The 21,248-nt window shown below is 74.1% G+C and carries 19 protein-coding genes and 6 tRNA genes; 9 read left to right on the forward strand and 16 right to left on the reverse strand.

Features of this window, described 5'->3' with window-relative positions; translation table 11 throughout:
• Positions 1–13 precede the first annotated feature (13 nt).
• Positions 14–85: transfer RNA gene (locus ACZ7JZ_RS26690), tRNA-Val, on the reverse strand.
• Between the two features lie 54 nt (positions 86–139).
• Positions 140–610 (reverse strand): TIGR02611 family protein, encoded by a 471-nt coding sequence (locus ACZ7JZ_RS26695; protein WP_470943502.1) that lies wholly within the window; start codon positions 608–610, stop codon positions 140–142.
• 177 nt (positions 611–787) lie between these two features.
• Here ACZ7JZ_RS26695 and ACZ7JZ_RS26700 point away from each other — a divergent pair, with 177 nt between their 5' ends.
• Entirely contained in the window at positions 788–1,201 is a 414-nt protein-coding gene (locus ACZ7JZ_RS26700) for an SsgA family sporulation/cell division regulator (protein ID WP_004002642.1), read from the forward strand.
• Positions 1,202–1,397: 196 nt separating this feature from the next.
• Positions 1,398–1,955 carry a CGNR zinc finger domain-containing protein gene (locus ACZ7JZ_RS26705; RefSeq protein ID WP_470943504.1) on the forward strand — a complete coding sequence of 186 codons (558 nt, stop codon included), beginning with the start codon at positions 1,398–1,400 and terminating at the stop codon, positions 1,953–1,955.
• Positions 1,956–2,005: 50 nt separating this feature from the next.
• Here the strand turns inward: ACZ7JZ_RS26705 and ACZ7JZ_RS26710 are convergent, their stop codons facing one another.
• Both ACZ7JZ_RS26710 and ACZ7JZ_RS26715 read right to left on the reverse strand, forming a co-directional pair.
• Positions 2,006–2,257: a hypothetical protein gene (locus ACZ7JZ_RS26710; protein WP_470943566.1), complete on the reverse strand. Its 252-nt coding sequence runs from the start codon at positions 2,255–2,257 to the stop codon at positions 2,006–2,008.
• A gap of 68 nt (positions 2,258–2,325) precedes the next feature.
• Positions 2,326–2,799, reverse strand: a complete 474-nt coding sequence (locus ACZ7JZ_RS26715) for a hypothetical protein (protein WP_470943505.1) — start codon at positions 2,797–2,799, stop codon at positions 2,326–2,328.
• A 219-nt stretch (positions 2,800–3,018) separates the two neighbouring features.
• Between ACZ7JZ_RS26715 and ACZ7JZ_RS26720 the strand changes: the two genes are divergently transcribed.
• Positions 3,019–3,537 carry a DsbA family protein gene (locus tag ACZ7JZ_RS26720; RefSeq protein WP_470943506.1) on the forward strand — a complete coding sequence of 173 codons (519 nt, stop codon included), beginning with the start codon at positions 3,019–3,021 and terminating at the stop codon, positions 3,535–3,537.
• 151 nt (positions 3,538–3,688) lie between these two features.
• Here the strand turns inward: ACZ7JZ_RS26720 and ACZ7JZ_RS26725 are convergent, their stop codons facing one another.
• The 3 genes from ACZ7JZ_RS26725 to ACZ7JZ_RS26735 form a co-directional block, all read right to left on the reverse strand.
• Positions 3,689–4,528 carry a GNAT family N-acetyltransferase gene (locus ACZ7JZ_RS26725; protein ID WP_470943508.1) on the reverse strand — a complete coding sequence of 280 codons (840 nt, stop codon included), beginning with the start codon at positions 4,526–4,528 and terminating at the stop codon, positions 3,689–3,691.
• 81 nt (positions 4,529–4,609) lie between these two features.
• Positions 4,610–5,431 carry an aminotransferase class IV gene (locus ACZ7JZ_RS26730; protein WP_470943510.1) on the reverse strand — a complete coding sequence of 274 codons (822 nt, stop codon included), beginning with the start codon at positions 5,429–5,431 and terminating at the stop codon, positions 4,610–4,612.
• Positions 5,428–6,486: a chorismate-binding protein gene (locus ACZ7JZ_RS26735; RefSeq protein ID WP_470943511.1), complete on the reverse strand. Its 1,059-nt coding sequence runs from the start codon at positions 6,484–6,486 to the stop codon at positions 5,428–5,430. The genes ACZ7JZ_RS26730 and ACZ7JZ_RS26735 overlap by 4 nt, the downstream gene beginning before the upstream one ends.
• 178 nt (positions 6,487–6,664) lie before the next feature.
• On the opposite strand from ACZ7JZ_RS26735, the gene ACZ7JZ_RS26740 reads away from it, so the two are divergent.
• The 5 genes from ACZ7JZ_RS26740 (at position 6,665) to ACZ7JZ_RS26760 (ending at position 7,129) form a co-directional block, all read left to right on the forward strand.
• A tRNA-Gly gene (locus ACZ7JZ_RS26740) sits at positions 6,665–6,737 on the forward strand.
• Between the two features lie 39 nt (positions 6,738–6,776).
• A tRNA-Cys gene (locus ACZ7JZ_RS26745) sits at positions 6,777–6,850 on the forward strand.
• Between the two features lies 1 nt (position 6,851).
• Positions 6,852–6,923: transfer RNA gene (locus ACZ7JZ_RS26750), tRNA-Val, on the forward strand.
• Positions 6,924–6,942: 19 nt separating this feature from the next.
• Positions 6,943–7,014, forward strand: a tRNA-Val gene (locus tag ACZ7JZ_RS26755).
• 43 nt (positions 7,015–7,057) lie between these two features.
• A tRNA-Val gene (locus tag ACZ7JZ_RS26760) sits at positions 7,058–7,129 on the forward strand.
• 189 nt (positions 7,130–7,318) lie between these two features.
• Here ACZ7JZ_RS26760 and ACZ7JZ_RS26765 read toward each other — a convergent pair.
• From ACZ7JZ_RS26765 to ACZ7JZ_RS26775, 3 genes are all read right to left on the reverse strand, one after another.
• Positions 7,319–7,594 carry a TFIIB-type zinc ribbon-containing protein gene (locus ACZ7JZ_RS26765; protein WP_470943513.1) on the reverse strand — a complete coding sequence of 92 codons (276 nt, stop codon included), beginning with the start codon at positions 7,592–7,594 and terminating at the stop codon, positions 7,319–7,321.
• A 69-nt stretch (positions 7,595–7,663) separates the two neighbouring features.
• A complete protein-coding gene (locus ACZ7JZ_RS26770; RefSeq protein ID WP_470943515.1) occupies positions 7,664–8,626 on the reverse strand; it encodes an aminoglycoside phosphotransferase family protein in 963 nt (320 codons plus the stop codon).
• 345 nt (positions 8,627–8,971) lie between these two features.
• Positions 8,972–9,151, reverse strand: coding sequence for a hypothetical protein (locus tag ACZ7JZ_RS26775; RefSeq protein WP_470943562.1), 180 nt, complete (start codon positions 9,149–9,151; stop codon positions 8,972–8,974).
• Between the two features lie 625 nt (positions 9,152–9,776).
• Between ACZ7JZ_RS26775 and ACZ7JZ_RS26780 the strand changes: the two genes are divergently transcribed.
• Positions 9,777–11,072, forward strand: coding sequence for a serine/threonine-protein kinase (locus tag ACZ7JZ_RS26780; protein WP_470943563.1), 1,296 nt, complete (start codon positions 9,777–9,779; stop codon positions 11,070–11,072).
• A gap of 97 nt (positions 11,073–11,169) precedes the next feature.
• Here the strand turns inward: ACZ7JZ_RS26780 and ACZ7JZ_RS26785 are convergent, their stop codons facing one another.
• From ACZ7JZ_RS26785 to ACZ7JZ_RS26810, 6 genes are all read right to left on the reverse strand, one after another.
• A complete protein-coding gene (locus ACZ7JZ_RS26785; protein ID WP_470943516.1) occupies positions 11,170–11,988 on the reverse strand; it encodes a TrmH family RNA methyltransferase in 819 nt (272 codons plus the stop codon).
• A 129-nt stretch (positions 11,989–12,117) separates the two neighbouring features.
• Positions 12,118–13,347 (reverse strand): uroporphyrinogen-III C-methyltransferase, encoded by a 1,230-nt coding sequence (gene cobA, locus ACZ7JZ_RS26790; protein ID WP_470943517.1) that lies wholly within the window; start codon positions 13,345–13,347, stop codon positions 12,118–12,120.
• A 1,082-nt stretch (positions 13,348–14,429) separates the two neighbouring features.
• Positions 14,430–17,663 carry a nicotinate-nucleotide--dimethylbenzimidazole phosphoribosyltransferase gene (gene cobT, locus ACZ7JZ_RS26795; RefSeq protein ID WP_470943519.1) on the reverse strand — a complete coding sequence of 1,078 codons (3,234 nt, stop codon included), beginning with the start codon at positions 17,661–17,663 and terminating at the stop codon, positions 14,430–14,432.
• Between the two features lie 479 nt (positions 17,664–18,142).
• Complete coding sequence (gene cbiE / locus ACZ7JZ_RS26800) at positions 18,143–19,399, reverse strand: precorrin-6y C5,15-methyltransferase (decarboxylating) subunit CbiE (protein WP_470943520.1); 1,257 nt, start codon at positions 19,397–19,399, stop codon at positions 18,143–18,145.
• 169 nt (positions 19,400–19,568) lie between these two features.
• Positions 19,569–20,207 (reverse strand): GNAT family N-acetyltransferase, encoded by a 639-nt coding sequence (locus ACZ7JZ_RS26805; protein WP_470943522.1) that lies wholly within the window; start codon positions 20,205–20,207, stop codon positions 19,569–19,571.
• A gap of 171 nt (positions 20,208–20,378) precedes the next feature.
• Entirely contained in the window at positions 20,379–21,245 is an 867-nt protein-coding gene (locus ACZ7JZ_RS26810) for a MetQ/NlpA family ABC transporter substrate-binding protein (RefSeq protein WP_470943524.1), read from the reverse strand.
• Positions 21,246–21,248: the final 3 nt, after the last annotated feature.

A 21,248-nucleotide genomic window follows, 5' to 3' on the forward strand; every position in this document is an offset into this window, starting at 1 on the left:
CCTTCGGGCCGGGTGGGCGATACTGGGATCGAACCAGTGACCCCTTCGGTGTGAACGAAGTGCTCTCCCGCTGAGCTAATCGCCCGGGCACATCGAGAACATTACCCCATGTCAGCGGGTGCCCGGCACCACCCGCCGGTCAGATGCAGGTGCTGTTCCAGGGCAGCACCATGCCGCACTTCCACAGGTAGAGCCCGAGCAGCGCGCCGGTGATCACCAGGCCCACGGACGTCAGGATGATGTTGCGGCGCCGGACCTTCGGGTCGAGCGCCTTCTGGGCCGCCTCGGTGACCTTGCGCTTGGTCCAGCGCAGCACCAGCTGGGCCCACACGAACTCGGTGGCCCAGATCGCCATGCCCGCGAAGATCACGAGCCAGCCCGGTCCGGGCAGCACGAGCATCAGCGCGCCCGCGACCACCACGGCCAGGCCGACGACGAAGACGCCGACCTGCCAGCTGAGGTGGAGCGTGCGCCGCGCCTTGACGAACTCGGGCGCGCGCGAGCCGAGCGGCTGCTCCGCGGGCCTGTCCGGACCCGCCTTCTCCTCCGCTCCCGCGGCCGCCGCCGGCGCCGCTTCCACGGACCTGTCCTCGTCACTCCCCGTATTCATGGGAGCCAATTTACCGGAGGCCCAAGCACACGCGAACGATCTCCGGGATCCGCCGTACGAGGTACCTGAAGACCCGCAAAACGGTCAGAGGGGTTTACAACGGCACCGTAGGTGGCATGTCGATTTCGCCGACGTGCGAATCCCCGAGCGCACACTGAGCGAAAGGCCCTGGCGCTTATGAACACCACGGTCAGCTGCGAGCTGCACCTGCGCCTCGTTGTGTCGAGCGAGTCTTCCCTGCCCGTTCCGGCGGGCCTGCGGTATGACACGGCCGATCCCTACGCCGTGCACGCCACCTTCCACACCGGCGCCGAGGAGACGGTCGAGTGGGTCTTCGCCCGCGACCTGCTCGCGGAGGGCCTGCACCGGCCCACCGGCACCGGAGACGTCCGAGTCTGGCCGTCCCGCAGTCACGGTCAGGGCGTGGTGTGCATCGCCCTGAGCTCACCGGAGGGAGAAGCCCTGCTCGAAGCACCCGCAAGAGCGCTGGAGTCGTTCCTCAAGAGGACCGACGCCGCCGTCCCACCAGGCACTGAGCACCGCCACTTCGACCTCGACCAAGAGCTCTCCCACATCCTGGCGGAAAGCTGAGCCAGGCCGGGACCGGCCCGGCACCGTCCGACTCGGGGCGACGGTGCGGACCGGACAACCACATACGTCAGTGCCGGCGCTGTCCCCGCGGGAGCCACCCGCGGGGACGGCGCCGGTGCGCTTTCGGGCGGAGCCGCTAGAGTCGGCCAGCAATCGGCGGGCACCGGCCCCGCAGCAGGCCCAGGGAGCGAGAACCGTGCAGATCCCCCACGACACCCGTCGGGCGCTCGACGTCGTCGTCGATCTGGTGAACACCGCCCCCGACGAGGAGCAGCCCGACGGGCTGGCCGACCTCGGGGCGCTGCGCGATTTCGTGCGGGAGCACGAGATCAGCGATGTGGGCGAGCTGGGCGCGCGCGACCTGGCGGGGGTCAGGGCCGTGCGGAACCGTTTCGGCCAGATCTTCGCCGCGAAGAACGACCGGGCGGCGGCGGGGGTGATCAACGAGCTCGTCGCGGCGGCCGGGACCACCCCCCGCCTGACGGACCACGACGGCTACGACCTGCACGTGCACTACTTCGCCCCCGGCGCCTCGGTGGGCGACCACATCGCCGCGGACTGCGGGATGGCCCTGGCCTTCCTCGTGGTCTCCAAGGAGCGGGAGCGGCTGCGGCGCTGCGAGGCCCCCGACTGCCGGCGCGCGTTCGTGGACCTGTCCCGCAACCGCTCGCGCCGCTACTGCGACAGCCGCACCTGCGGCAACCGCCTGCACGTCGCGGCCTACCGGGCCCGCCGCAAGGAGGCCGGCGAGTAGACCGCCCGACCCCTCCCGGCCGCCCCCGCGCCCGGCGCAGGGGCGCGGGGTCAGAGCAGGAACAGGTCGTGCACGGCCGCCATCAGCAGCAGGGCCGCGATCACCCCGAGGAAGATCATCAGCGGCGGCTGGGAGAGCGCGAAGAGACAGCCCTGCGGTTCGGGCACCGGGGCCGCCGGTTCCCTGAACTCCACGAGCTCGACCAGGTCGGCGAGGTCGCCGAACTGCACGAACTCGACTGCGGGGACCGGCGCGGTCACGGACGCGGTGGCGGGGGTCTCGCCCCGGGAACTCTCTGGCATCTCGGGGCGATGATGGCCCAGCGGAAGGGCCCCTTGGGCCCAACACGCGACTATTCACCGGGAGTTCGTCATATCCCGTGCTTTTTGAGAATCGCTTCTATGTCGGAGAAGTCGTCCGCCGGGGTGGGCCGGCCGCCGCTCGCGTCCCGGGGCGGCTGGGCCGCCGGGCGGCCGCCGCCCAGTGAGGGCGCGGAGGCCGCGGGGGCCACGGCGTCCCGGCCGCTCCCGCGGGCGCCCTTGCGGCCGCGGAGCCTGCCGCCGCCGGCCCCCTCGGCCCCGGAGCCCGCCCTGCGGCGCTCGACGGTCCTGGTGGTCAGGAAGAGCAGCCAGGCCAGCCCCAGCACGCCGAAGCCCATCCAGACGGTGGGCCGGAAGGCGATCCCCGCGGCCCATTCGACCACCCCGGTGAGCACCAGTCCGAGCGGGACGAGGGCGTAGGCGGCGATCCTGGTCGCGGCCAGGAACCGCCTGCGGTAGGCCGTCACCGCGGCGATGCCCAGGCCTGCCGCGGCCGCCGCGGAACATAGGGTCTCGGCGATCATGCGGTCCTCCACGTCCGGCGGGCCCCGGACCGGGCCCGGGGTTCTGTCCCTCCATCGTGCACCGGCCGCCCCCGCCCGGGCCACGCCCCGGCGGCCCCGGGGGCGGATCTCCGGGAGATCTCCGGGGCGCCCTCCTCCGCAGGTCGGGGCCGCCCGGGTGCGGTACGGGCCGCCCGGCCCGGATTGGGAGCCCGGCCCGGCGGCTGGAAGACTGGGCCCATGAGCGATTCCCAGCCCGCCGCCGCCTCCGGACCCGTCGTCCTGGACGTGTGGTGCGAACTCCAGTGCCCCGACTGCCGAAGCGCCCTGGAGGACCTGCGGGCGCTGCGGGCCCGCTACGGCGACCGCATCGACATCCGGCTGCGCCATTTCCCGCTGGAGAAGCACAAGCACTCCTTCGCCGCGGCCCAGGCCGCCGAGGAGGCCTTCGAGCAGGGCCGGGGCTGGGACTACGCGGAGGCCGTGCTGGCCCGCGCGGAGGAGCTGGGCGAGCGCGGCGAGGCCGTGCTGATCGAGGTGGCGAAGGAACTGGGCCTGGACTCCGAGGAGTTCGACACCGCACTGATCGACGGCCGGCACATCCTGATCGTGGACGCCGACCAGGCCGAGGGCAAGGCGATCAAGGTCACCGGTACGCCGACGTACGTGATCGGCGACGAGCGCCTCGACGGCGGCCAGAGCCAGGACGGGCTGCGCGCCCGGATCGAGGAGGCGGCGGACCGCCTGCTGGGCTCCTGAGCCCGGGGCCAAGAGGCCCCAGTGAGCTCTGCCGCCTCCCGGCGGTGCACGAGCCCCCGGGAACCGGCGGCGGGGGCCGTGCCCGTGCGGGCGCGGCCCCCGCCGCCGTACCCGGGGCCGGGAGCGGTCGCGGCCGGGGCCGGGCCCCGGCTCAGACGAGCTGTTTGCCGTAGTTGTACTGGGTGGGCCGGTACCCCAGGGACTCGTACAGCCCCAGCGCCGGGGCGTTGTCCGCGAACACGTGCAGGCCCAGCACGTCCGAGCCCGCCGCCAGGGACACCTCCTCGGCGAGCAGCATCAGCGACCGGCCGTGCCCCCGGCCCCGCTGCCCCTCCCGTACCTGCACGTCGAAGACGTACGTGCCGGGCCGCCCGGGCAGCACCTCGGTCTCGGACACCCACACGTGCCCGGCGGGCTCCCCGTCCGCCTCCAGCACGTGGATCCGCACACCGGGGGTGCCGAGCCCCTGCGGCAGCAGCCGGGCGTGGTCGGCGCGGGACTTGGCGAGCGCAGCCTCGGGGGTCATCCCGCGGTCCTGCCACTCCCGGGCATAGCCCTCCACCGCGCCGCGCTGCCATTCCCCGAACTCGTCCGCGGTCATGGGACGGCCCGTGGTGCCCCCGGGCAGGGGGCGCGGGCCGGGTGCGAGCTCCTTTAGCATGTTGCGGCCGAGCTCGCGGTAGCCGAGGGCGGCGGCCAGCCGGTTGCCGGCCGTGCTCCCGGCGGGTACGGAGACCCGGGCCCGGGTGCAGCGCCACGAGCGCAGCACCTCCTCGGCCGCGAGTGCGGCCACGGCTCCGCGGCCGCGCCCGCGGTCGGGCCCGTCGATCCGCAGGTCGCGGATCTCGCCCACGGTGGGCCCGAAGGGGGTGTCGGTGCCGATCTCGAGGCTGCCGACGTGCCGGCTGTTGACGCAGACCTCGTACGCGCGGACCCGCGCGCCGTCGCTGCTCTGCTGGAGCGGCCCGGTCGGCCGCAGGGTGGTGGTCACCAGTCGTGTTGTACCTGCCCTGCGGCCGCACGTCACGGGCGTTGCGGCCGGACCGCCGGAAATCCCCGTACGAACGCTGCCCTACGGATCCAGGTCGTCGCCGGCGCGCTCGTCGAAGATGCGCATGGCCTTCGCGGTGACCGGGCCGGGGGCGGCGGCGGGTTCGCGGCCGTCGATCCGGTGGACGGCCTGCACATCGCGCAGCGTGGAGGTCAGGAAGACCTCCTCGGCCTGCTCCAGCACGTCGAGCGGGAGGTCGGTCTCCTGGGCCCCGGTCCATTCGGCGACCAGCGCGCGGGTGATGCCCGCGAGGCAGCCGGAGGCGACGGGCGGGGTGTGCAGCTGCCCGTCGAGGACGACGAACACGTTGGAGCCGGTGCCCTCGCAGAGCTGTCCCACGGTGTTGGCGAACAGGGCCTCGGAGGCCCCGGCAGCGTGCGCGCGGGCCAGGGCGACCACGTTCTCGGCGTACGAGGTGGTCTTCAGTCCGGCGACGGCGCTGCGCTCGTTGCGGACCCAGGGCACGGTGACCACGGCCGTGCTGTCGGGGCGCCGGGAGGTCTCGCCGAGGGCGACGACCAGGGTGGGTCCGGCCTCGCCGCGGTCGGAGCCGAGCGGGGAGAGCCCTCCGGTGTACGTGATGCGCAGCCGGCCCAGGGCCATGGGGTTGGCCTCCAGGACGGCGGCGCAGCCGGCCCGCACCTCGTCGAGGTCGGGGTCGGGCAGGCCGAGTCCCCGCGCGGAGCGGGTCAGCCGGTCGAGGTGGCGGGTGAGGGCGAAGGCCCTGCCGTCCACCGCCTTGAGTGTTTCGAAGACGCCGTCGCCCACGGTCAGCCCGTGGTCGAAGACGGACACCTTGGCGCTGTCCGTGTCGCGCAGCTCTCCGTCGAGCCAGATCCTCACCGTACGGTCCCTCCACTCGCCTGGTACGCCCCCGACGCTACAGCGAGCAGCCGGGCGGCCTTGAGCTCGGTCTCGGCCCATTCGCGTTCCGGATCCGAGCCCCAGGTGATCCCGGCGCCGGTGCCGAAGCGCAGGCGGGGGCCGCCGGGGGCCTCCCGGTCGATCCAGAAGGTGCGGATGCCCACGGCGAGCTCGCCGGTGCCGCGGTCGGCGTCCACCCAGCCGATGCCCCCGCAGTAGGGGCCGCGGGGGGAGGTTTCGAGGGCTTCGATGATCCGCAGGGCGGAGGACTTGGGGGCGCCGGTGACGGATCCGGGCGGGAAGGCCGCGGCGAGGAGTGCGGGCCAGCCCGTTCCGTCGGCGAGCTCGCCGCGGACGGTGGAGACCAGGTGGACGAGGCCGGGGTGCTCCTCCAGCGCGCACAGCTCGGGGACCGTGACGGATCCGGTGGCGCAGACGCGGCCGAGGTCGTTGCGGACCAGGTCCACGATCATGACGTTCTCGGCGTGGTCCTTGGGGAGGAGGTCGGCGGCCGTGCGGCCGGTGCCCTTGATGGGTCCGGACTCCACGGTGCGGCCCGCGCGGCGCAGGAAGAGCTCCGGCGAGGCGGTGGCGATCTCCACTCCGTGCGCCGGCAGGCGGATCGTTCCTGCAAAGGGCGCCGGATTGCCGCGGGCGAGGAGGGCCGTCAGGGCGTCGACGTCCGCCGCGGCCGGGTCGGGCAGCGGCGCGGACAGCACGCGGCAGAGGTTGGCCTGGTACACCTCCCCCGCCGCGATGTGCTCCCGGATGCGGCGTACGCCGGAGACGTACGCGTCCCGGTCCAGGGAGGAGGTCCAGGCGGAGGCGGCGGGCCCGGTCCACGCCCCGGGTACGGGGGCGGGTACGGGTTCGGGCCGTACGTCTCCGAAGCGGGCGCAGACCAGTCGGCCCTCGAAGTCCGCCGAGACGGCCCAGAAGCCGGTGGACTCCAGGGCGCTCGGATCGCTGGTCACGTCGCGCAGGTCGGTCGCGAGGAGGCCGCCGAAGCGGGCCATGGGTGGCAGGTCGTGCACGGCTGTGAGTCTAGGGCGGCCCGCGCTCCGGCGCCGGTGAGGTACCCGCCGCGTGACCCGTGGTGAGCGAACGGCAGCACGCTGCGGAAACGCGTTTTTGAGCTGGCCCGGGAATCCGCTAGAGTTCAACACGTCGCCGGGGAGCGAGGGAAAAAACCCCAAAGCAACACGGCGACATGCGGACGTGGCTCAGTTGGTAGAGCATCACCTTGCCAAGGTGAGGGTCGCGAGTTCGAATCTCGTCGTCCGCTCGAAGTGGGGGATCTTCCCGAGAACCCCTGCGGCTCCATGGTGGAGTGGCCGAGAGGCGAGGCAACGGCCTGCAAAGCCGTCTACACGGGTTCAAATCCCGTCTCCACCTCCAAGGACGATTAGCTCAGCGGGAGAGCGCTTCCCTGACACGGAAGAGGTCACTGGTTCAATCCCAGTATCGTCCACTGGATCTTCGGATCCCCCGCGCGATTAGCTCAGCGGGAGAGCGCTTCCCTGACACGGAAGAGGTCACTGGTTCAATCCCAGTATCGCGCACGCAGCACGCCTGACCTGCGATCTTCGGATATCGGTCCATCCCGCGCGATTAGCTCAGCGGGAGAGCGCTTCCCTGACACGGAAGAGGTCACTGGTTCAATCCCAGTATCGCGCACAGCCCGGAAGCCCCGGCCGTCTCGACGGTCGGGGCTTCTGCGTGTGCGGGTTCCGCGTGCGGGACGGGGTCCCGAGTTCCGGGGGCGGGGGTACGGCGGCCGGGTGGGGCGCCGTACCCCCGCCCTCGGGGCGCAAGGCTTGGGCCTTGGGCCTTGGGCCTCGGGGCTTGGAGCGTGGGGCTTGCGGCTCAGGAGGAGAAGAGCATCCGGCCGAAGCCGCGCTGGTGGCCGTGGTGACCGTGGTGGCCGTGGTGCTGCGGGGCGCCCCAGGCGGGGGCGGGAGCGGCCGGGTACGCCGGCGGGGCCGGGGGCGGCGGGACCTGGCCGTACTGGCCCTCCAGGCGGGTCAGGGCCTCCAGCTCGCCGTAGTCCAGGAATATGCCGCGGCAACCGCTGCACTGCTCGATCTGAACACCGTTGCGGTTGTAGGTGTGCATCACCGCGTGGCACTTCGGACACTGCATGATCGGCTCAACTCCTCGCCGTCGGGCTTCGTACCACCGGAATGCATGCCCGGTGGCGTGAACTTCACCCTACGACGGGGGGTGCTGTTCCAACTCCGGCGGGAGTGTGCCGATTCGGGCACAACTCTGCACCATGAGCCGCTCCACGTCGTCCAGGTCCCGCCGCTCGGCCAGGCACTTCGCCACCGCCAGCGCCCCGGTCTGGACGGTCAACGCCCGCGCGGCCACGTCCAGTCCGGGCCAGGGGTCGCTGCCCGCGGGCCCGGCCGCGGTGCCGCCCGCGGCCCGGTACGCGCTCAGGAACCGCTCCCACACCTCCGTGCCGAGCACCCCCGCCGCGTACCAGGCGGCCGGACGGGCCAGGTCCCAGGCCGGGGTGCCGAGACCGAGGTCGTCCACGTCGATCAGCAGCCAGGGGCCGTCGGGGGCCGGATGGCGCACGAGCTGGCCGAGGTGGAGGTCGCCGTGGCACAGCACGGACGCGGCGGGCGCGGGCGCCTCGCCGCGGGCCCACGCCGGCAGCCGGGCCGCAGCGGCCCGTACCGCCCCGGCGTCGGGGTGGGGGCCGCCCGCGGCCATCCGGGCCAGGGCCCGGGCCACCTTCGCCGGGCCGCGCATCGGGGGGACCGGGCCGGGGAGGGCGGTGGTGGGGACCAGGTGCAGGCGGGCCAGCAGCCGAGCGGCGTCCTCCCAGGGCGCCGCCTCGGGGCGCTCGGGGTCCACGGGCTGGCCGTGCGGCCAGGCCGAGACGGGGCGGCCGCGCAGCCGGGTGGTGAGCGCCCCGCCGGACGGCTCCAGGGCCACGGGCGGCAGCAGGATCCCGCCGAGCGGCGGGGCCGCGGCGATCTCGATGCGCACGTCGAGGGCGGCGTGGTCGGAGTCGGGGGCGTGCGCTTTGACGACCACGGCGCCGGTGCGCACGACGGTGCCGTCGGGGCGGTCGGCGAGCAGGATGTGCTGCCGGGGCACGCCGGCCCGCTGCGCCGGGCCGTGGCCGGCCAGGGCGGCCAGTTCCGCGGCGAAGCGGTTCATGTGTTCCCCCAGGTCGTCGGGCCTGCAGGGATCGTACGCGGCGGGCGGCCGGGCGGGGGCTCAGCAGCCGCCCCGGCTTCGGCCAGGCGGATGGCGGGGCCACTCCGGCGGGGGGGATGGGGGGTGGGAGGGGGGGTTCTGGTGGGGGGTGGTTTCGGGTTGGAGGTGGGCGCGGGTCGGGTGGGGGTGGCTTCGGTGGCCGTAGGTATGCCAAAGGGTGCTGCCCGTACGACTCCCCAGTCGTACGGGCAGCACCCTTTCACTGCCGTCCGCCGTACCCCCGTCCCCACGGGGTTCTCGGTCGATGTCCCGGTCCGGGCCGCTCTCCCGGACCCGGGGCGCCGCTCAGCGCCCCAGCATCACACCCACGGACGACGCCTGTGTGACCACCGCTTCCCAGCCGCCGAAGACGACCACCAGGAGGGTGGCGAGGGGGAGGACCATGGCCGCTGCCACCAGGGGGTGGCGGGTGCCGGTCTTGCCGCTCTGCGTGCGGACGATCGTCCGGCCTGCCATGTGCGCCATGTTCCTCTCCCTCTCGCTCTCGTTGCTCTTGTTGTTCTGGTTGTTCTGGTTGTTCTGGTTGTTCTGGTTTTCGTTGAGGCTGGTCTGCAGCGGCGGGTGTCTGACCTCGGGGGACGAGTACGTCACCCGCCGCTTGGTTTCAACATTAGGGGCGCGGGAGGCACCGGTCCTCATGCCCTCGTACCCATTGCCGGGCCTCCGGGAGGATGACGAGGGTCCACCGGGCGTACTCCCCTGGGTGGAGACGGCACCCCCCACCTGGGGGACTTCCCGGAGGGGACGACCCCCGGGGGTGACTTCGCTCACTTCCGGCACCTCTCCGCTCACCCTCCGTCCTGTCCCCGGATCCCGCCCGGGCGCCCGAGCGCTCGTACGCACGTCCGGGGCGCCCGGCGTCGGGCGCGAGCCCTCCCGGGCGCCGGTTTTCCGCCAACACCCTTGCTCCAGTGGATCTTTGAGTACGGGCAGGCCGAGGGGACCGGGGAGCCAGCCCGCTTCTGAACAACCCTCAAGTGTCGCGCCCCGTACTGACAATCGAATATCCCGCCGAGGGCGCGGCCTCTGAGCACACATGGCGGATCGTCCGTAAGCTGTGCCACGTCAACAGGACGACCGGGCACACGGGGTGGACATGGCGATGATGCGGCTCCGGCGCGAGGACCCGCGTGTCGTCGGATCGTTCAGGCTGCACCGGCGGCTCGGTGCCGGCGGCATGGGCGTGGTCTACCTGGGCTCGGACCGGCGCGGCCAGCGGGTCGCCCTGAAGGTCATCCGGCCCGACCTGGCCGAGGACCAGGAGTTCCGCTCGCGGTTCGCGCGCGAGGTGTCCGCGGCGCAGCGGATCCGCGGCGGCTGCACGGCCCGGCTGGTGGCCGCCGACCTGCAGGCCGAGCGCCCCTGGTTCGCCACCCAGTACGTACCCGGCCCCTCCCTGCACGACAAGGTCGCCGAGGAGGGCGCGCTGTCGGCCGCCCAGATCGCCGCGGTCGGTGCCGCCCTGTCGGAGGGCCTGGTCGCCGTACACGAGGCGGGGGTGGTCCACCGGGACCTCAAGCCCTCGAACATCCTCCTCTCCCCCAAGGGCCCCCGGATCATCGACTTCGGCATCGCCTGGGCCACCGGGGCGAGCACCCTCACGCACGTGGGCACGGCGGTCGGCTCCCCCGGCTTCCTCGCGCCCGAGCAGGTCCGCGGCGCGGCCGTGACCCCCGCCACCGACGTCTTCGCCCTCGGCGCCACCCTCGCCTACGCGGCCATCGCCGACTCCCCCTTCGGACACGGGAGTTCGGAGGTCATGCTGTACCGCGTCGTACACGAGGAGCCCCAGCTCCACGGGGTGCCCGACTCCCTCGCCCCGCTCGTCCGGGCCTGCCTGGCCAAGGACCCCGAGGAGCGCCCGAGCACCCTGCAGCTGTCCATGCGGCTCAAGGAGATCGCGGCCCGCGAGGCCCAGGGGCTGCCGGAGACCCGGCCGCCCGCCCCGCGCGGCGAGCCGGAGCGGCCCGCCGGGCGGCTCGCGGACCAGTACGCGCAGCAGCGCACGGAGCGCCGCGCCGCGGGGACCCCGGTGGCCCGGCCCTCGCAGTCCCGGCCGTCCCAGTCCCGGCCCTCGCAGGCGCGCGGTACGCAGGGCCGGCCCGGAGGGCCCGGGGGCTCGGGGGGTCCTTCGGCGGCCGGGCAGGGCGGGCAGCACGGGCAGGGCGGTGGCGGGCAGCGGCCGGCCGGTTCGCGGCCGCCCGGGCCGCGGCGCGGCCCGACGGGGACGGCGGCCCGTACGAACGGCCGGCCCGGGCCGCGCACCACCGGCACGGGGCGGCGGCCGGTGGGCCCCGACCGGCGGCTGCTGCGGCAGCGGCTGATCGTGTTCGTGGTGGTCACGCTGATCGTGGCCTTGGGGATCGCGGCGGCGCAGCAGCTCTGAGGGGTCCGGCGGGGTTGGGGGTTGGGGGCCGCCTGGCGGGCTGCGCGGGCTTGGGTCCTGGTACGGCTGAGGGCTCAGTAGGTGTGCCGGTTTGAGGTCAGGTGGTGGGGCGGCCCGTTGCCACCGCGTAGAACGCCACCGCTGCGGCCGCGCCCACGTTCAGCGAGTCCACCCCGTGCGCCATGGGGATGCGTACCCACTCGTCTGCCGCGCGCAGGGCCTGCGTGGACAGGCCGTCGCCCTCCGCGCCCAGCATCAGGGCCACCCGGTCCAGGGTGTGCGGGGCCGCCTCGTCGATGGAGGAGGCCTTCTCGTGCGGGGTGAGCGCGAGCAGCTTGTACCCGGCCTCGCGGACCGACTCCAGGCCCTTGGGCCAGGTGTCCAGGCGGGCGTACGGCACCGAGAACACCGCGCCCATCGAGACCTTGACCGAGCGCCGGTAGAGCGGGTCGGCGCAGTCCGGGGAGAGCAGGACGGCGTCCATGCCCAGGGCTGCGGCGCTGCGGAAGATCGCGCCGATGTTGGTGTGGTCGTTGACCGACTCCATGATCACGACCCGGCGGGCGCTCGCGAGGAGGTCCTCCGCGGTCGGCAGCGGCTTGCGCTGCATGGAGGCGAGGGCACCGCGGTGCACGTGGTAGCCGGTGACGCGCTCGGCGAGCTCGGGGCTCACCGCGTACACGGGGGCCGGGAGCTCGTCGATGACGTCCTTCATGACGTCCACCCACTTCGCGGACAGGAGCATCGAGCGCATCTCGTACCCGGCGCTCTTGGCGCGTCTGATGACCTTCTCGCCCTCGGCGATGAACAGGCCCTCCGCGGGCTCGCGGCGGCGCCGCAGCTCGACGTCCGTCAGGCCCGTGTAGTCGCGCAGGCGGGGGTCGTCCGGGTCTTCGATGGTGATGAGATCAGCCACAGGGTGATACTGCCTTGTCCTCGGTGCGGTGCCAACGGCGGGAGCGAGATCGGGGGTTGGGGGGGTGGGGAGGATGGGGGTGAGCTGAGGGCGGGGGTGGAGCGGGGGCGGCCACGCCGCCCCCCGGGATTACGGGTTGATCGGGGGGATGCCGACCTTCACTACGTCCCCGATGACGATCACGGCCGGCGGGCGCACGTCCTGCGCGCGAACCGTTTCGCCCACGTCCGCGAGCGTCGCGTCGACCCGGCGCTGGGCGGCCGTCGTACCCTCCTGGATCACGGCGACGGGGGTGTCGGGCGCCTTGCCGTGCGCCACGAGCGTCGCGGCGATGGCGCCGATCTTGTCCACGCCCATCAGGATCACCAGCGTGCCGGTGAGCTTGGCGAGGGCCGCCCAGTCCACGAGCGAGCGGGGGTCCTCGGGAGCCACGTGCCCGCTGACGACCGTGAACTCGTGCGCCACCCCGCGGTGCGTGACGGGGATACCGGCCGCGGAAGGCACGGAGATCGAGCTGGAGATGCCGGGCACCACCGTGCAGGGGATGCCGACCTCGGCGAGCGCCTGCGCCTCCTCCATGCCGCGGCCGAAGACGTACGGGTCCCCGCCCTTGAGGCGGACCACGGCCTTGCCCGCCTTGGCGTGCTCGATCAGCGCGTTGTTGATGGCCTCCTGGGCCATGAAGCGGCCGTACGGGATCTTCGCCGCGTCGATGACCTCGACGTGCGGCGGGAGCTCGTCCAGCAGGTCGCGGGGGCCGAGGCGGTCGGCGATGACCACGTCCGCCTCGGCGAGGAGGCGGCGGCCGCGGACGGTGATCAGGTCCGGGTCGCCGGGGCCGCCGCCGACCAGGGCCACGCCCGGGGTGTGCGGGCGGGCGCGGTGGGCGGGGGCGCTGAGCGAGCCGTCGCGCAGGCCCTCGACGATGGCGTCGCGGACGGAGGCGGAGCGGCGGGGGTCGTGGCCGGTGAGCACGGCGACGGTGACGCCCTCGCTGCGGCCGGTGGCGGGGGTCCAGGCGGTGGCCGCCTCGGCGTCGTCACTGCGGACGCACCAGATGCGGCGGCGCTCCGCCTCGGCGGAGGCGAGGTCGTTGGCGGCGCGGTCGCGGGTGGCTACGAGGACGTACCAGGCCTCGGCGAGGTCGCCCTCCTCGTAGCGGCGCCGCTCCCAGCGGATCTCGCCGGTCTCCGCCATCACGTCCACGGAGGGGGTGGCGGACGGAGAGATCAGCACCACGTCGGCACCGGCCGCGACCAGGGCGGGCAGACGGCGCTGGGCGACCTGGCCCCCGCCGATGACGACGACGCGGCGGCCGGCGAGGCGGAGGCCAACGGGGTAGGCGTGGTGTTCGGCCATTCGGGCTGTCTCCTCGTGCGGGGTCCTACGGGGGTCGTGCGGTGGTTCTGCGGGGGTTCTGCGGCGTCGTCGGCGCAGGTCGCGAGCCCAACGTTAACGGCCGGTCGCCCCGGCTGCGGTCCCGGGCCCACCCATGGGGCGGGGGCGGGGGGGTGGTGGGGGGCTGGGAGGGGGTGGGGAGGGGGTGCAAGGGGTGGGGAGGGGGGTGGTGGGGGTGGATACCGAGGGAACGTGCGGGTTGGCGGCTTCTCCGTGCGGGGTCTTCTCCCCCGCCTCCGGGTTCCGGCTGACCGGTCTTTGCCCACCGCCCCCAGCGCGGGCCGGGGTACGGGGATCAGTCCGTACGGGCTTGTAAAGGCGGACGGTGTCGTGGCGCGGGATCGGGGCACGCCGGGGGGCCTGTTTCGACCCAGGGTCTCCCGGCCCGGCGGGTCTCTGGGGCGACCGGGGCCGTCCAGCCTCGCCGGGGGGTCCGCCCGACCCCAACCAACCGGCCTCGTCAGGGGGTCCCGACCCGGGCCATCCAGCCTCGCCGGGGGGCCCAACGCGGGCCATCCAGCCTTGCCAGGGGGTCGCAACGCGGGCCATCCAGCCTCGCGAGGGGGCCCACCCGACCCCGACCCCCAGCCTCGCCAGGGGGTCCCACCCGACCCCGACCCTCCAGCCTCGCCGGCGTTTGAGGCGCGGGGTCTGGGGCGGAGCCCCAGTTTCGGGAAGGGGCGGGTAGGGACACGGGCTGATCGGGATAGCTCAGGCAGACCCCGTTCCGCTGGGCGGAAGGACCACAAGCCGCAGCGGATCGCTACACAGCCGCGGCCGTCTCAGCGGCCTCCGGGCCGGCCGGGGCTGGGCATACGCCGCCGGCGACCGCTACGCGCTCCGGCCGCCAGGCGGCAGCCGGGCCGTCCGGGGCCGATGCACGCGGCAGATCGCTACACGGCAGGGCGAGCCAAGCGGCCGCAGGCCGTCCTCCGGTGCCCGTAGGCCCAACCGGGGGTGGCGGAAACAGGGGGCGGGGTGTAGGCGGTCCGGGGGGTGTGCCGGGGGACGGGTCCCGGGGTGGGGACCCGTCCTGGCAGCGGCTACTTTTCCGTGACGCCTGCCGAGTCGAAGGTGGCGACCTCGTGCATGGCCCGGGCGGCGCTCTGGACCAGCGGCAGGGCCAGCAGGGCACCGGTGCCCTCGCCGAGGCGCAGGTCCAGGTCGACCAGCGGGCGCAGGCCCAGCTTGTTCAGGGCCGCGACGTGGCCCGGCTCGGCACTGCGGTGGCCTGCGATGCACGCGGACAGGGACTCCGGCGCGATCGCACGGGCCACCAGGGCCGCCGCGCCGGCGCTGACGCCGTCGAGGATGACCGGCGTACGCAGGGACGCGCCGCCGAGGAGGAGGCCGACGATCGCCGCGTGCTCCAGGCCGCCGATGGCCGCGAGGACGCCGATGGGGTCCGACGGGTCCGGCTGGTGGAGTTCCAGGGCGCGGCGGACGACCTCGACCTTGCGGGCGTGGGTCTCGTCGTTGATGCCGGTGCCGCGGCCCGTGACCTCCGCCGGGTCGGTGTCCGTGAACACCGAGATCAGGGCGGCCGACACCGTGGTGTTGGCGATGCCCATCTCGCCCGTGAGGAGCGCCTTGTTGCCCGCCGCGACCAGGTCGCGGGCGGTTTCGATGCCGACCTCGATCGCTGCGACGGCCTCTTCGCGGGTCATCGCCGGACCGGTGGTCATATCGGCGGTGCCGGGGCGCACCTTGCGGGGCAGCAGGCCGGGGGTGGCGGGCAGGTCGCCCGCGACGCCTACGTCGATCACGCAGACCTCGGCGCCGACCTGGTTCGCGAAGGCGTTGCATACGGCTCCGCCGCCGAGGAAGTTGGCGACCATCTGCGAGGTCACCTCCTGCGGCCAGGGGGTGACGCCCTGCGCGTGGACCCCGTGGTCGCCCGCGAAGATCGCCACGGCGGCCGGCTCGGGGATCGGGGGCGGGCAGATCCGGGAGAGGCCGCTGAGCTGCGCGGAGATGATCTCCAGCATGCCGAGGGCACCGGCGGGCTTGGTCATGCGCTTCTGGCGCTCCCAGGCCTCGCCGAGCGCCTTGGCGTCGAGCGGGCGGATGCCGGCGACGGTCTCCGAGAGGAGGTCGTGCGGGTCCTCGCCGGGCAGGGCGCGGCGGCCGTACGTCTCCTCGTGGACCACCCAGGACAGCGGCCTGCGCTTGGACCAGCCCGCCTGCATGAGCTCGGGCTCCTCCGGGAACTCGTCGACGTACCCGACGCACAGGTACGCGACGACCTCCAGGTGCTCGGGCAGGCCGAGGGCCCGGACCATCTCGCGCTCGTCGAAGAAGCTGACCCAGCCGACGCCGAGGCCCTCGGCGCGGGCGGCGAGCCACAGGTTCTCGACGGCGAGGGCCGAGGAGTACGGGGCCATCTGCGGCTGGGTGTGCCGGCCGAGGGTGTGGCGGCCGCCCCGGGTCGGGTCGGCGGTGACCACGATGTTCACCGGGGTGTCGAGGATGGCCTCGATCTTCATTTCCTTGAACTGCTTGGCGCGCCCCTTGGGCAGCGACTTGGCGTAGGCCTCGCGCTGCCGGGTGGCCAGCTCGTGCATGGTCCGGCGGGTGTCCGCGGAGCGGATGACCACGAAGTCCCAGGGCTGGGAGTGGCCGACGCTGGGCGCGGTGTGGGCGGCCTCCAGGACGCGCAGCAGGACCTCGTGCGGGATCGGGTCGGTACGGAAGCCGTTGCGGATGTCGCGGCGCTCGCGCATGACGCGCAGAACCGCCTCGCGCTCGGCGTCCTCGTAGCCGGGGGCGGGAGGGGCGGGGGCCTCTGCTTCCTCCGGTTCCGGGGCGGGGGCCACCTCGTGCTCCGCCTGCGGGGCGGGGGCCACGTCGTGTTCCGGCTGCTGGGTGGGGACCACCTCGTGCTCCGGCTGCGGGGCGGGAGCCGCCTCGTGCTCCGGCTCCGGGGCGGGGGCTACCTCGTCCTCCGGCTGCGGGGCAGGGAGGGCCTCCGCTGCGGCCTGCTCGGCCTGAGGTGCCTGCTCGACAGGGGTGGGGAGGGCTTCCGCTACGGCCGGTTCGGCAGGGGCGGGCGCCTCTGCGGGCGGGAGCTCTGCCGCGGGGGGCTGGACAGCTTCCGCGGGGGGCTGGACTGCTTCCGCGGGGAGGGGCTGCTCCGGGTGTTCGGCAGGCTCGGGCTGCTGGGGCGCGGCCGTCGGCTGCTCGGGGGTGGGGGCGGGTTCCGGGGCCGCCTCGGCCGCGGGCTCGGTGGCAGCGGGCGGGGCCGGTTCCGGGGTTGCGGACGGTTCGGCGGCCTCGGGGTGCTCGGGCTGCGGGGCCGGGAGGGGGGCCTGTGCCGTGTTCGGGGCCTCGGCTGCGGGCTCGGGCGCGGGTTCGGCGGGGGTGGGGAGCGGCTCCGGCTCGGGGGTCGGGGCGGCCTCGGGCACGACCGTTTCTGCGGGCTGCGGCTCCGCCTCGGCGGTAACCGGGACGGCCGGGGGGACCAGCGGGACCTGGGTCAGCACCTCGTGCTCGACGGGCTCCGCGGGCAGGGGTGCCGCGGTGGCGGGCTCGGCGCCCCAGGGGGTGCCGGCCTGCGGCGGGATCTCGGACAGCGGGGGGACGGCGGGGACGGCCGACTCCGGGCGCGGTACGTCGAGGTACTCGGGGCCGGCGGTGGGCGGGCCGCTCTGGCGCATCGGTACGGGCGTGGCCTGCGGGGGCGTCATCTGGACCAGCGGTACGGCCGGGCCGGCCGGTACGGGCTGGGGTGCGGCGGCGGGTGCGGCCGGGCCGCGGTCGGCGAGGGAGCGTACGACTCCGCCGGTCGCGTCGGGCACCGCCGGGCCCATGTGCAGCGGGCGGCGGGACGGGGCGGGCGGGACGGGCGCGGTCGCGCCGGCTGCCCGTACGGCGCCCAGGTCCACGGCGCCCGAGTCGCGGCCGCCGGTCTCGTGCGCCTCCGGCGCGGCGAACTCGGGGGTCGCGAACGCCGGGGCCTCGAACGCGGGGGGCTCGAACGCGGGGGGCTCGGCTGCGGGGGCGGGGGTGTCGGCCGTCGCGGGGATGCCTGCCGCGGGGGTTTCGGGCGCCGGGAAGGCCGGGGAGGCGAACTCCGGGGCGGGCGGGAACTCCTGTGCGTAGGCGTCCTGCGGGAACGGTGCCGGGGGCACCAGCTGCGGATCGCTCCAGGAGCCCTGCGCGCTCGGCATGAGCAGCAGGTCCTCGTCCTCGGCAGCCTCCGCCGGGTGCAGGCCGGCGGCCGGGTCGGTGAAGGAGGCGTAGGCACCCGGGGCGGGGGCGCCCGGCTGATCCACCATGCCTGCGTTCTCCGGGAGACCCTCCGGAACCTGGCCGGTGTCAGTCATGCGTACCCCTCGCCCATCGGTTGTGCGTCGTCGATCAGCTCGCCGGGCGACCGCTCGCGGCACCCCCAGCGCCCCCCGTGAAGAACGAGCGCGGGTGCCGCGCGGCACGAACGCCCGCCGACAACAAGCATTGTCGCGTTCGTTCGCCGCCATGACAGCCATAACCGCCACGGCCCGCTGTGGACTGCGCCACGTCGCGCGTCCTCCGGGTCCCGCCGTACCGCTCGGCACTCCCCGGGGGGTGCCGCGTCCGGATATCGGAGGGTTCCCGCCGGCTTGGCCGGGAGCGGAACACCGAGGTCCGGGGCGGTACAACGATCGGCCAGCCTACCCCGCGTGTCGGGATGTCAGGCCCGGGGGGCGGCGGGAGGGTCCGGCCCGGTGGGAAGGGCGCGGGCGGGCCGCCCCTTCCGGGTCCGGGAAGGGGCCGTTCAGGAGCGCTCGGCGGAGAGGAGGAAGACGACGGAGCGTTCGCGTTCGGCCCAGTCCCGGGGGTCGAGGCCCACGGACTGGAGGAGGGCGCACTCGACGGCGTACCCGCCCTCGGTCAGGGCGCGGCCCACGGCCTCGGCCTCGTCGCGGGTGGAGGCGTGGGTGACGATGCGCTCGGGGCGGCGGTCGGTGCAGGCCGTGACCACGGGGACGCCGCCGCCGCCGATGCGGACCACGTCCGGCTCGGGGAGGCTGTCGAGCACGTGCGGGGCGCGGCCGTGGACGGTCTGGATCTGGAGGCCGCGGGTGCGGGCGAGGGCGGCGACACGGGTGCAGGCGCCGGGGTCGGCGTCGATGGCGATGACGGCGGCCCCGAAGGAGGCGGCGTCGGTGGCGAAGGCCCCGCCGCCGGTGCCGATGTCCCAGACGAGGTCGCCGGTGCGCGGTCCGAGCCGGGCGAGCTGGAGGGCGCGGAGCTGGGAGCCTTCGCCCTCGGGGGCGGCCGGGGCCGGGTCGGGGCCTTCGGTGCGGGCGGCGGGCCGGGCCCAGCCGCGCTCCCCCGCGGAGCCGGGGAGGGCGCCGGCGAGCCAGCCTCCGTCGGGGCCGGTGGTGCCGGGGCCGCTGGCGGCTGCCGCTGCGCCTTCCACGGTGCCGCCGCCTCCGATGGCGATGACGACGTTGGGGTCGCGCCAGGTGTGGTCGGCGGCCTTGTCGGAGGTGAGGACGGTGACCTGCTCGCGGGCGGTGCCGAGTTCCTCGCAGATGACGAAGGTGCGGTGGATTCCGTCGAGGAGCAGGGCGAGTTCGGCGGGGCCGGCGCCCGGGGAGGTGAGGACGGCGACCTTGGGGTGGGCGCGGCAGACGTTGACGGCGCGGCGCAGGGTGCGGGGGTGGGCGACGACCACGCGGGCGTCGTCCCAGGGCATTCCGGCGCGGGCGAAGGCTGCGGCCACGGAGGACACGGCCGGGACCACTTCGACCTCGAGGCCGTGCTCGGGGGCGCGCAGGGTGCGTACGACGCCGAAGAAGCCGGGGTCGCCGTCGGCGAGGACGACCGCGCTGCCGCGGTGTCCGGCGATCCGGCCGGCGGCGAGGCCGAGGCTGCCGAGGCGGACGCGTTCGGCGGCCGGGGGGATCTCGGGGAGTTCGAGGTGGTGGGCGGCGCCGGCGACCAGGGTGGCCGCGGACAGGGCGGACCGGGCGGCCGCGGTCAGCGGCGAACCGTCCCAGCCGATCACCGTGACCCGGTCGGCCATCTTCTCGGTCTCCTGGGGCTGGGCGGCGGGGGGTCCCGCGCGGGGCGGGGGTGCGGCTGCGTGCGCGGGTGTGCGTACCTGTACGTGTACGGAGCGTGCACGGTGAGACTACCTGGTGGTAGCCGTCCGGTCCGGACCAGGCGGTCGGGTGTCCGCGGATCGGGGCGGATCAGCTCCAGTCGGTGTAGCCGCCGTAGCCGGAGGCGTCGGCGAGGGCTCCGTCGAGTCCGTCGAGGTCCTCGGGGAGCAGGCTCCAGACGATCAGGTCGGTGCGGGAGTCCGCCCACCTCCCGTCGGGCATCTGGGTGCGCACTATCCACGCGTTGCGCAGGACCCCTTCGCTGATGCAACCGATCTTCTGGGCTACCTGCTGGGAGGCGGTGTTGTCGGCGGCGGTGCGCAGTTCGAGGCGCTCGAACTTCTGGTCGCGGAAGAGCCACTGGGCGACGGCGAGCACGGACTCGCAGGCGTAGCCCTCGCCGCGGGCCCAGGGGGCGGTGACGTATCCGACCTCGGTGGTGAGGGTCCGCCAGTTGGTGTTCTTGAGGTGGACCACGCCGACGAGGCGCTGGGTCAGGAACTCGGTGACGGCGAAGACGATGCCGCGGCCCTCGGTGCGTTCAGCGAGGGAGTGGTGCAGGGCCCAGGCGCGGGCCTCGGAGACGGTGTACGGGGCGGGCACCGAGGTCCAGGCGGTGACGAGCTCGTCGTTCATCATCTCGGTGAGCGCCGTGACGTCCGCCTCCTCGAAGGGGCGCAACACCAGCCGGTCCGTGCTGATGGAGACGTCCGGGAAGGTGGTAGTCATGCGCAGCTCCATGCCGAGGGACCGGATTCCGGGCCCTTTCAGGGCCTTTGACGGCCAGTGAGACGGGCCTTCTTGCACAGGATGCAGCATCGGCCCGGGAATGTGCATGGCCGGGCCCCGCACCCCCGGCTCGGGAGGTGCGGGGCCCGGCCGTCCGCGGCTGACCGGTGATCAGGCGGCGGGCTTGCCGAAGGCGGGGATGACCGAGCCCTCGTACTTGTCCTCGATGAACTTCTTGACCTCGGGCGAGTTCAGGAGCGTGGCGAGCTTCTGGACGCGCGGGTCGTTCTCGTTGCCCTTCTTGACCGCGAGGAAGTTGGCGTACGGGTTGCCCTCGGCCTTCTCCAGCGCGATGGCGTCCTTGGCGGGCTTGAGGTTCGCCTCGAGGGCGTAGTTGCCGTTGATGACGGCGGCGTCGACGTCGTTCAGGGCGCGGGGGACCGTGGCGGCCTCCAGCTCCTTGAACTCCAGGCCCTTCTTGTCGGTGATGTCGGAGAGCTTGGCGCTCGTGCCGACGCCGTCCTTGAGGGTGATCAGGCCGTTGGAGGCGAGCAGCTGGAGCGCGCGGCCCTCGTTGGTGGTGTCGTTGGGGACGGCGATGGTCTGGCCGGCCTTGATGTCCTTGAGGGACTTGACCTTCTTGGAGTAGAGGCCGAGGGGCTCGAGGTGCACGTCGACGACCGGGACGATGGTCGTGCCGTTCTTGGCGTTGAAGTCGTCCAGGTAGGGCTTGTGCTGGAAGTAGTTGGCGTCGACCTGGCCCTGCTGGGTGGCGGTGTTCGGCAGGACGTAGTCCGTGAACTCCTTGACCTCCAGGTTGAGTCCGGCCTTCTTCGCCAGGTTGTCCTTGACGTAGTTGAGGATGTCGGCGTGCGGGCTCGGGGAGGCCGCGACGACGAGGGGCTTGGACTCGGCGGCTGCTCCGGTGGCGTCGGACTTGGTGGAGCCCGGGTCGGAGGAGGTGCCGCAGGCGGTGAGGCCCAGGGTGAGGGCGGCGGCGACTGCGGCGGAAGCGGTGAGCTTGGTGTTCTTGCGCACGAA

The organism is Streptomyces sp. NPDC038213, assembly GCF_055600495.1.

Bases quoted from the DNA above. Each gene is read 5' to 3' on its own strand.
- ACZ7JZ_RS26695 (WP_470943502.1), bottom strand. From the start codon at position 610: ATGAATACGGGGAGTGACGAGGACAGGTCCGTGGAAGCGGCGCCGGCG.
- ACZ7JZ_RS26700 (WP_004002642.1), top strand. From the start codon at position 788: ATGAACACCACGGTCAGCTGCGAGCTGCACCTGCGCCTCGTTGTGTCG.
- ACZ7JZ_RS26710 (WP_470943566.1), bottom strand. From the start codon at position 2,257: ATGCCAGAGAGTTCCCGGGGCGAGACCCCCGCCACCGCGTCCGTGACC.
- ACZ7JZ_RS26715 (WP_470943505.1), bottom strand. From the start codon at position 2,799: ATGATCGCCGAGACCCTATGTTCCGCGGCGGCCGCGGCAGGCCTGGGC.
- ACZ7JZ_RS26720 (WP_470943506.1), top strand. From the start codon at position 3,019: ATGAGCGATTCCCAGCCCGCCGCCGCCTCCGGACCCGTCGTCCTGGAC.
- ACZ7JZ_RS26765 (WP_470943513.1), bottom strand. From the start codon at position 7,594: ATGCAGTGTCCGAAGTGCCACGCGGTGATGCACACCTACAACCGCAAC.
- ACZ7JZ_RS26770 (WP_470943515.1), bottom strand. From the start codon at position 8,626: ATGAACCGCTTCGCCGCGGAACTGGCCGCCCTGGCCGGCCACGGCCCG.
- ACZ7JZ_RS26775 (WP_470943562.1), bottom strand. From the start codon at position 9,151: ATGGCGCACATGGCAGGCCGGACGATCGTCCGCACGCAGAGCGGCAAG.
- cobA (WP_470943517.1), bottom strand. From the start codon at position 13,347: ATGGCCGAACACCACGCCTACCCCGTTGGCCTCCGCCTCGCCGGCCGC.
- cobT (WP_470943519.1), bottom strand. From the start codon at position 17,663: ATGGTGGATCAGCCGGGCGCCCCCGCCCCGGGTGCCTACGCCTCCTTC.
- cbiE (WP_470943520.1), bottom strand. From the start codon at position 19,399: ATGGCCGACCGGGTCACGGTGATCGGCTGGGACGGTTCGCCGCTGACC.
- ACZ7JZ_RS26805 (WP_470943522.1), bottom strand. From the start codon at position 20,207: ATGACTACCACCTTCCCGGACGTCTCCATCAGCACGGACCGGCTGGTG.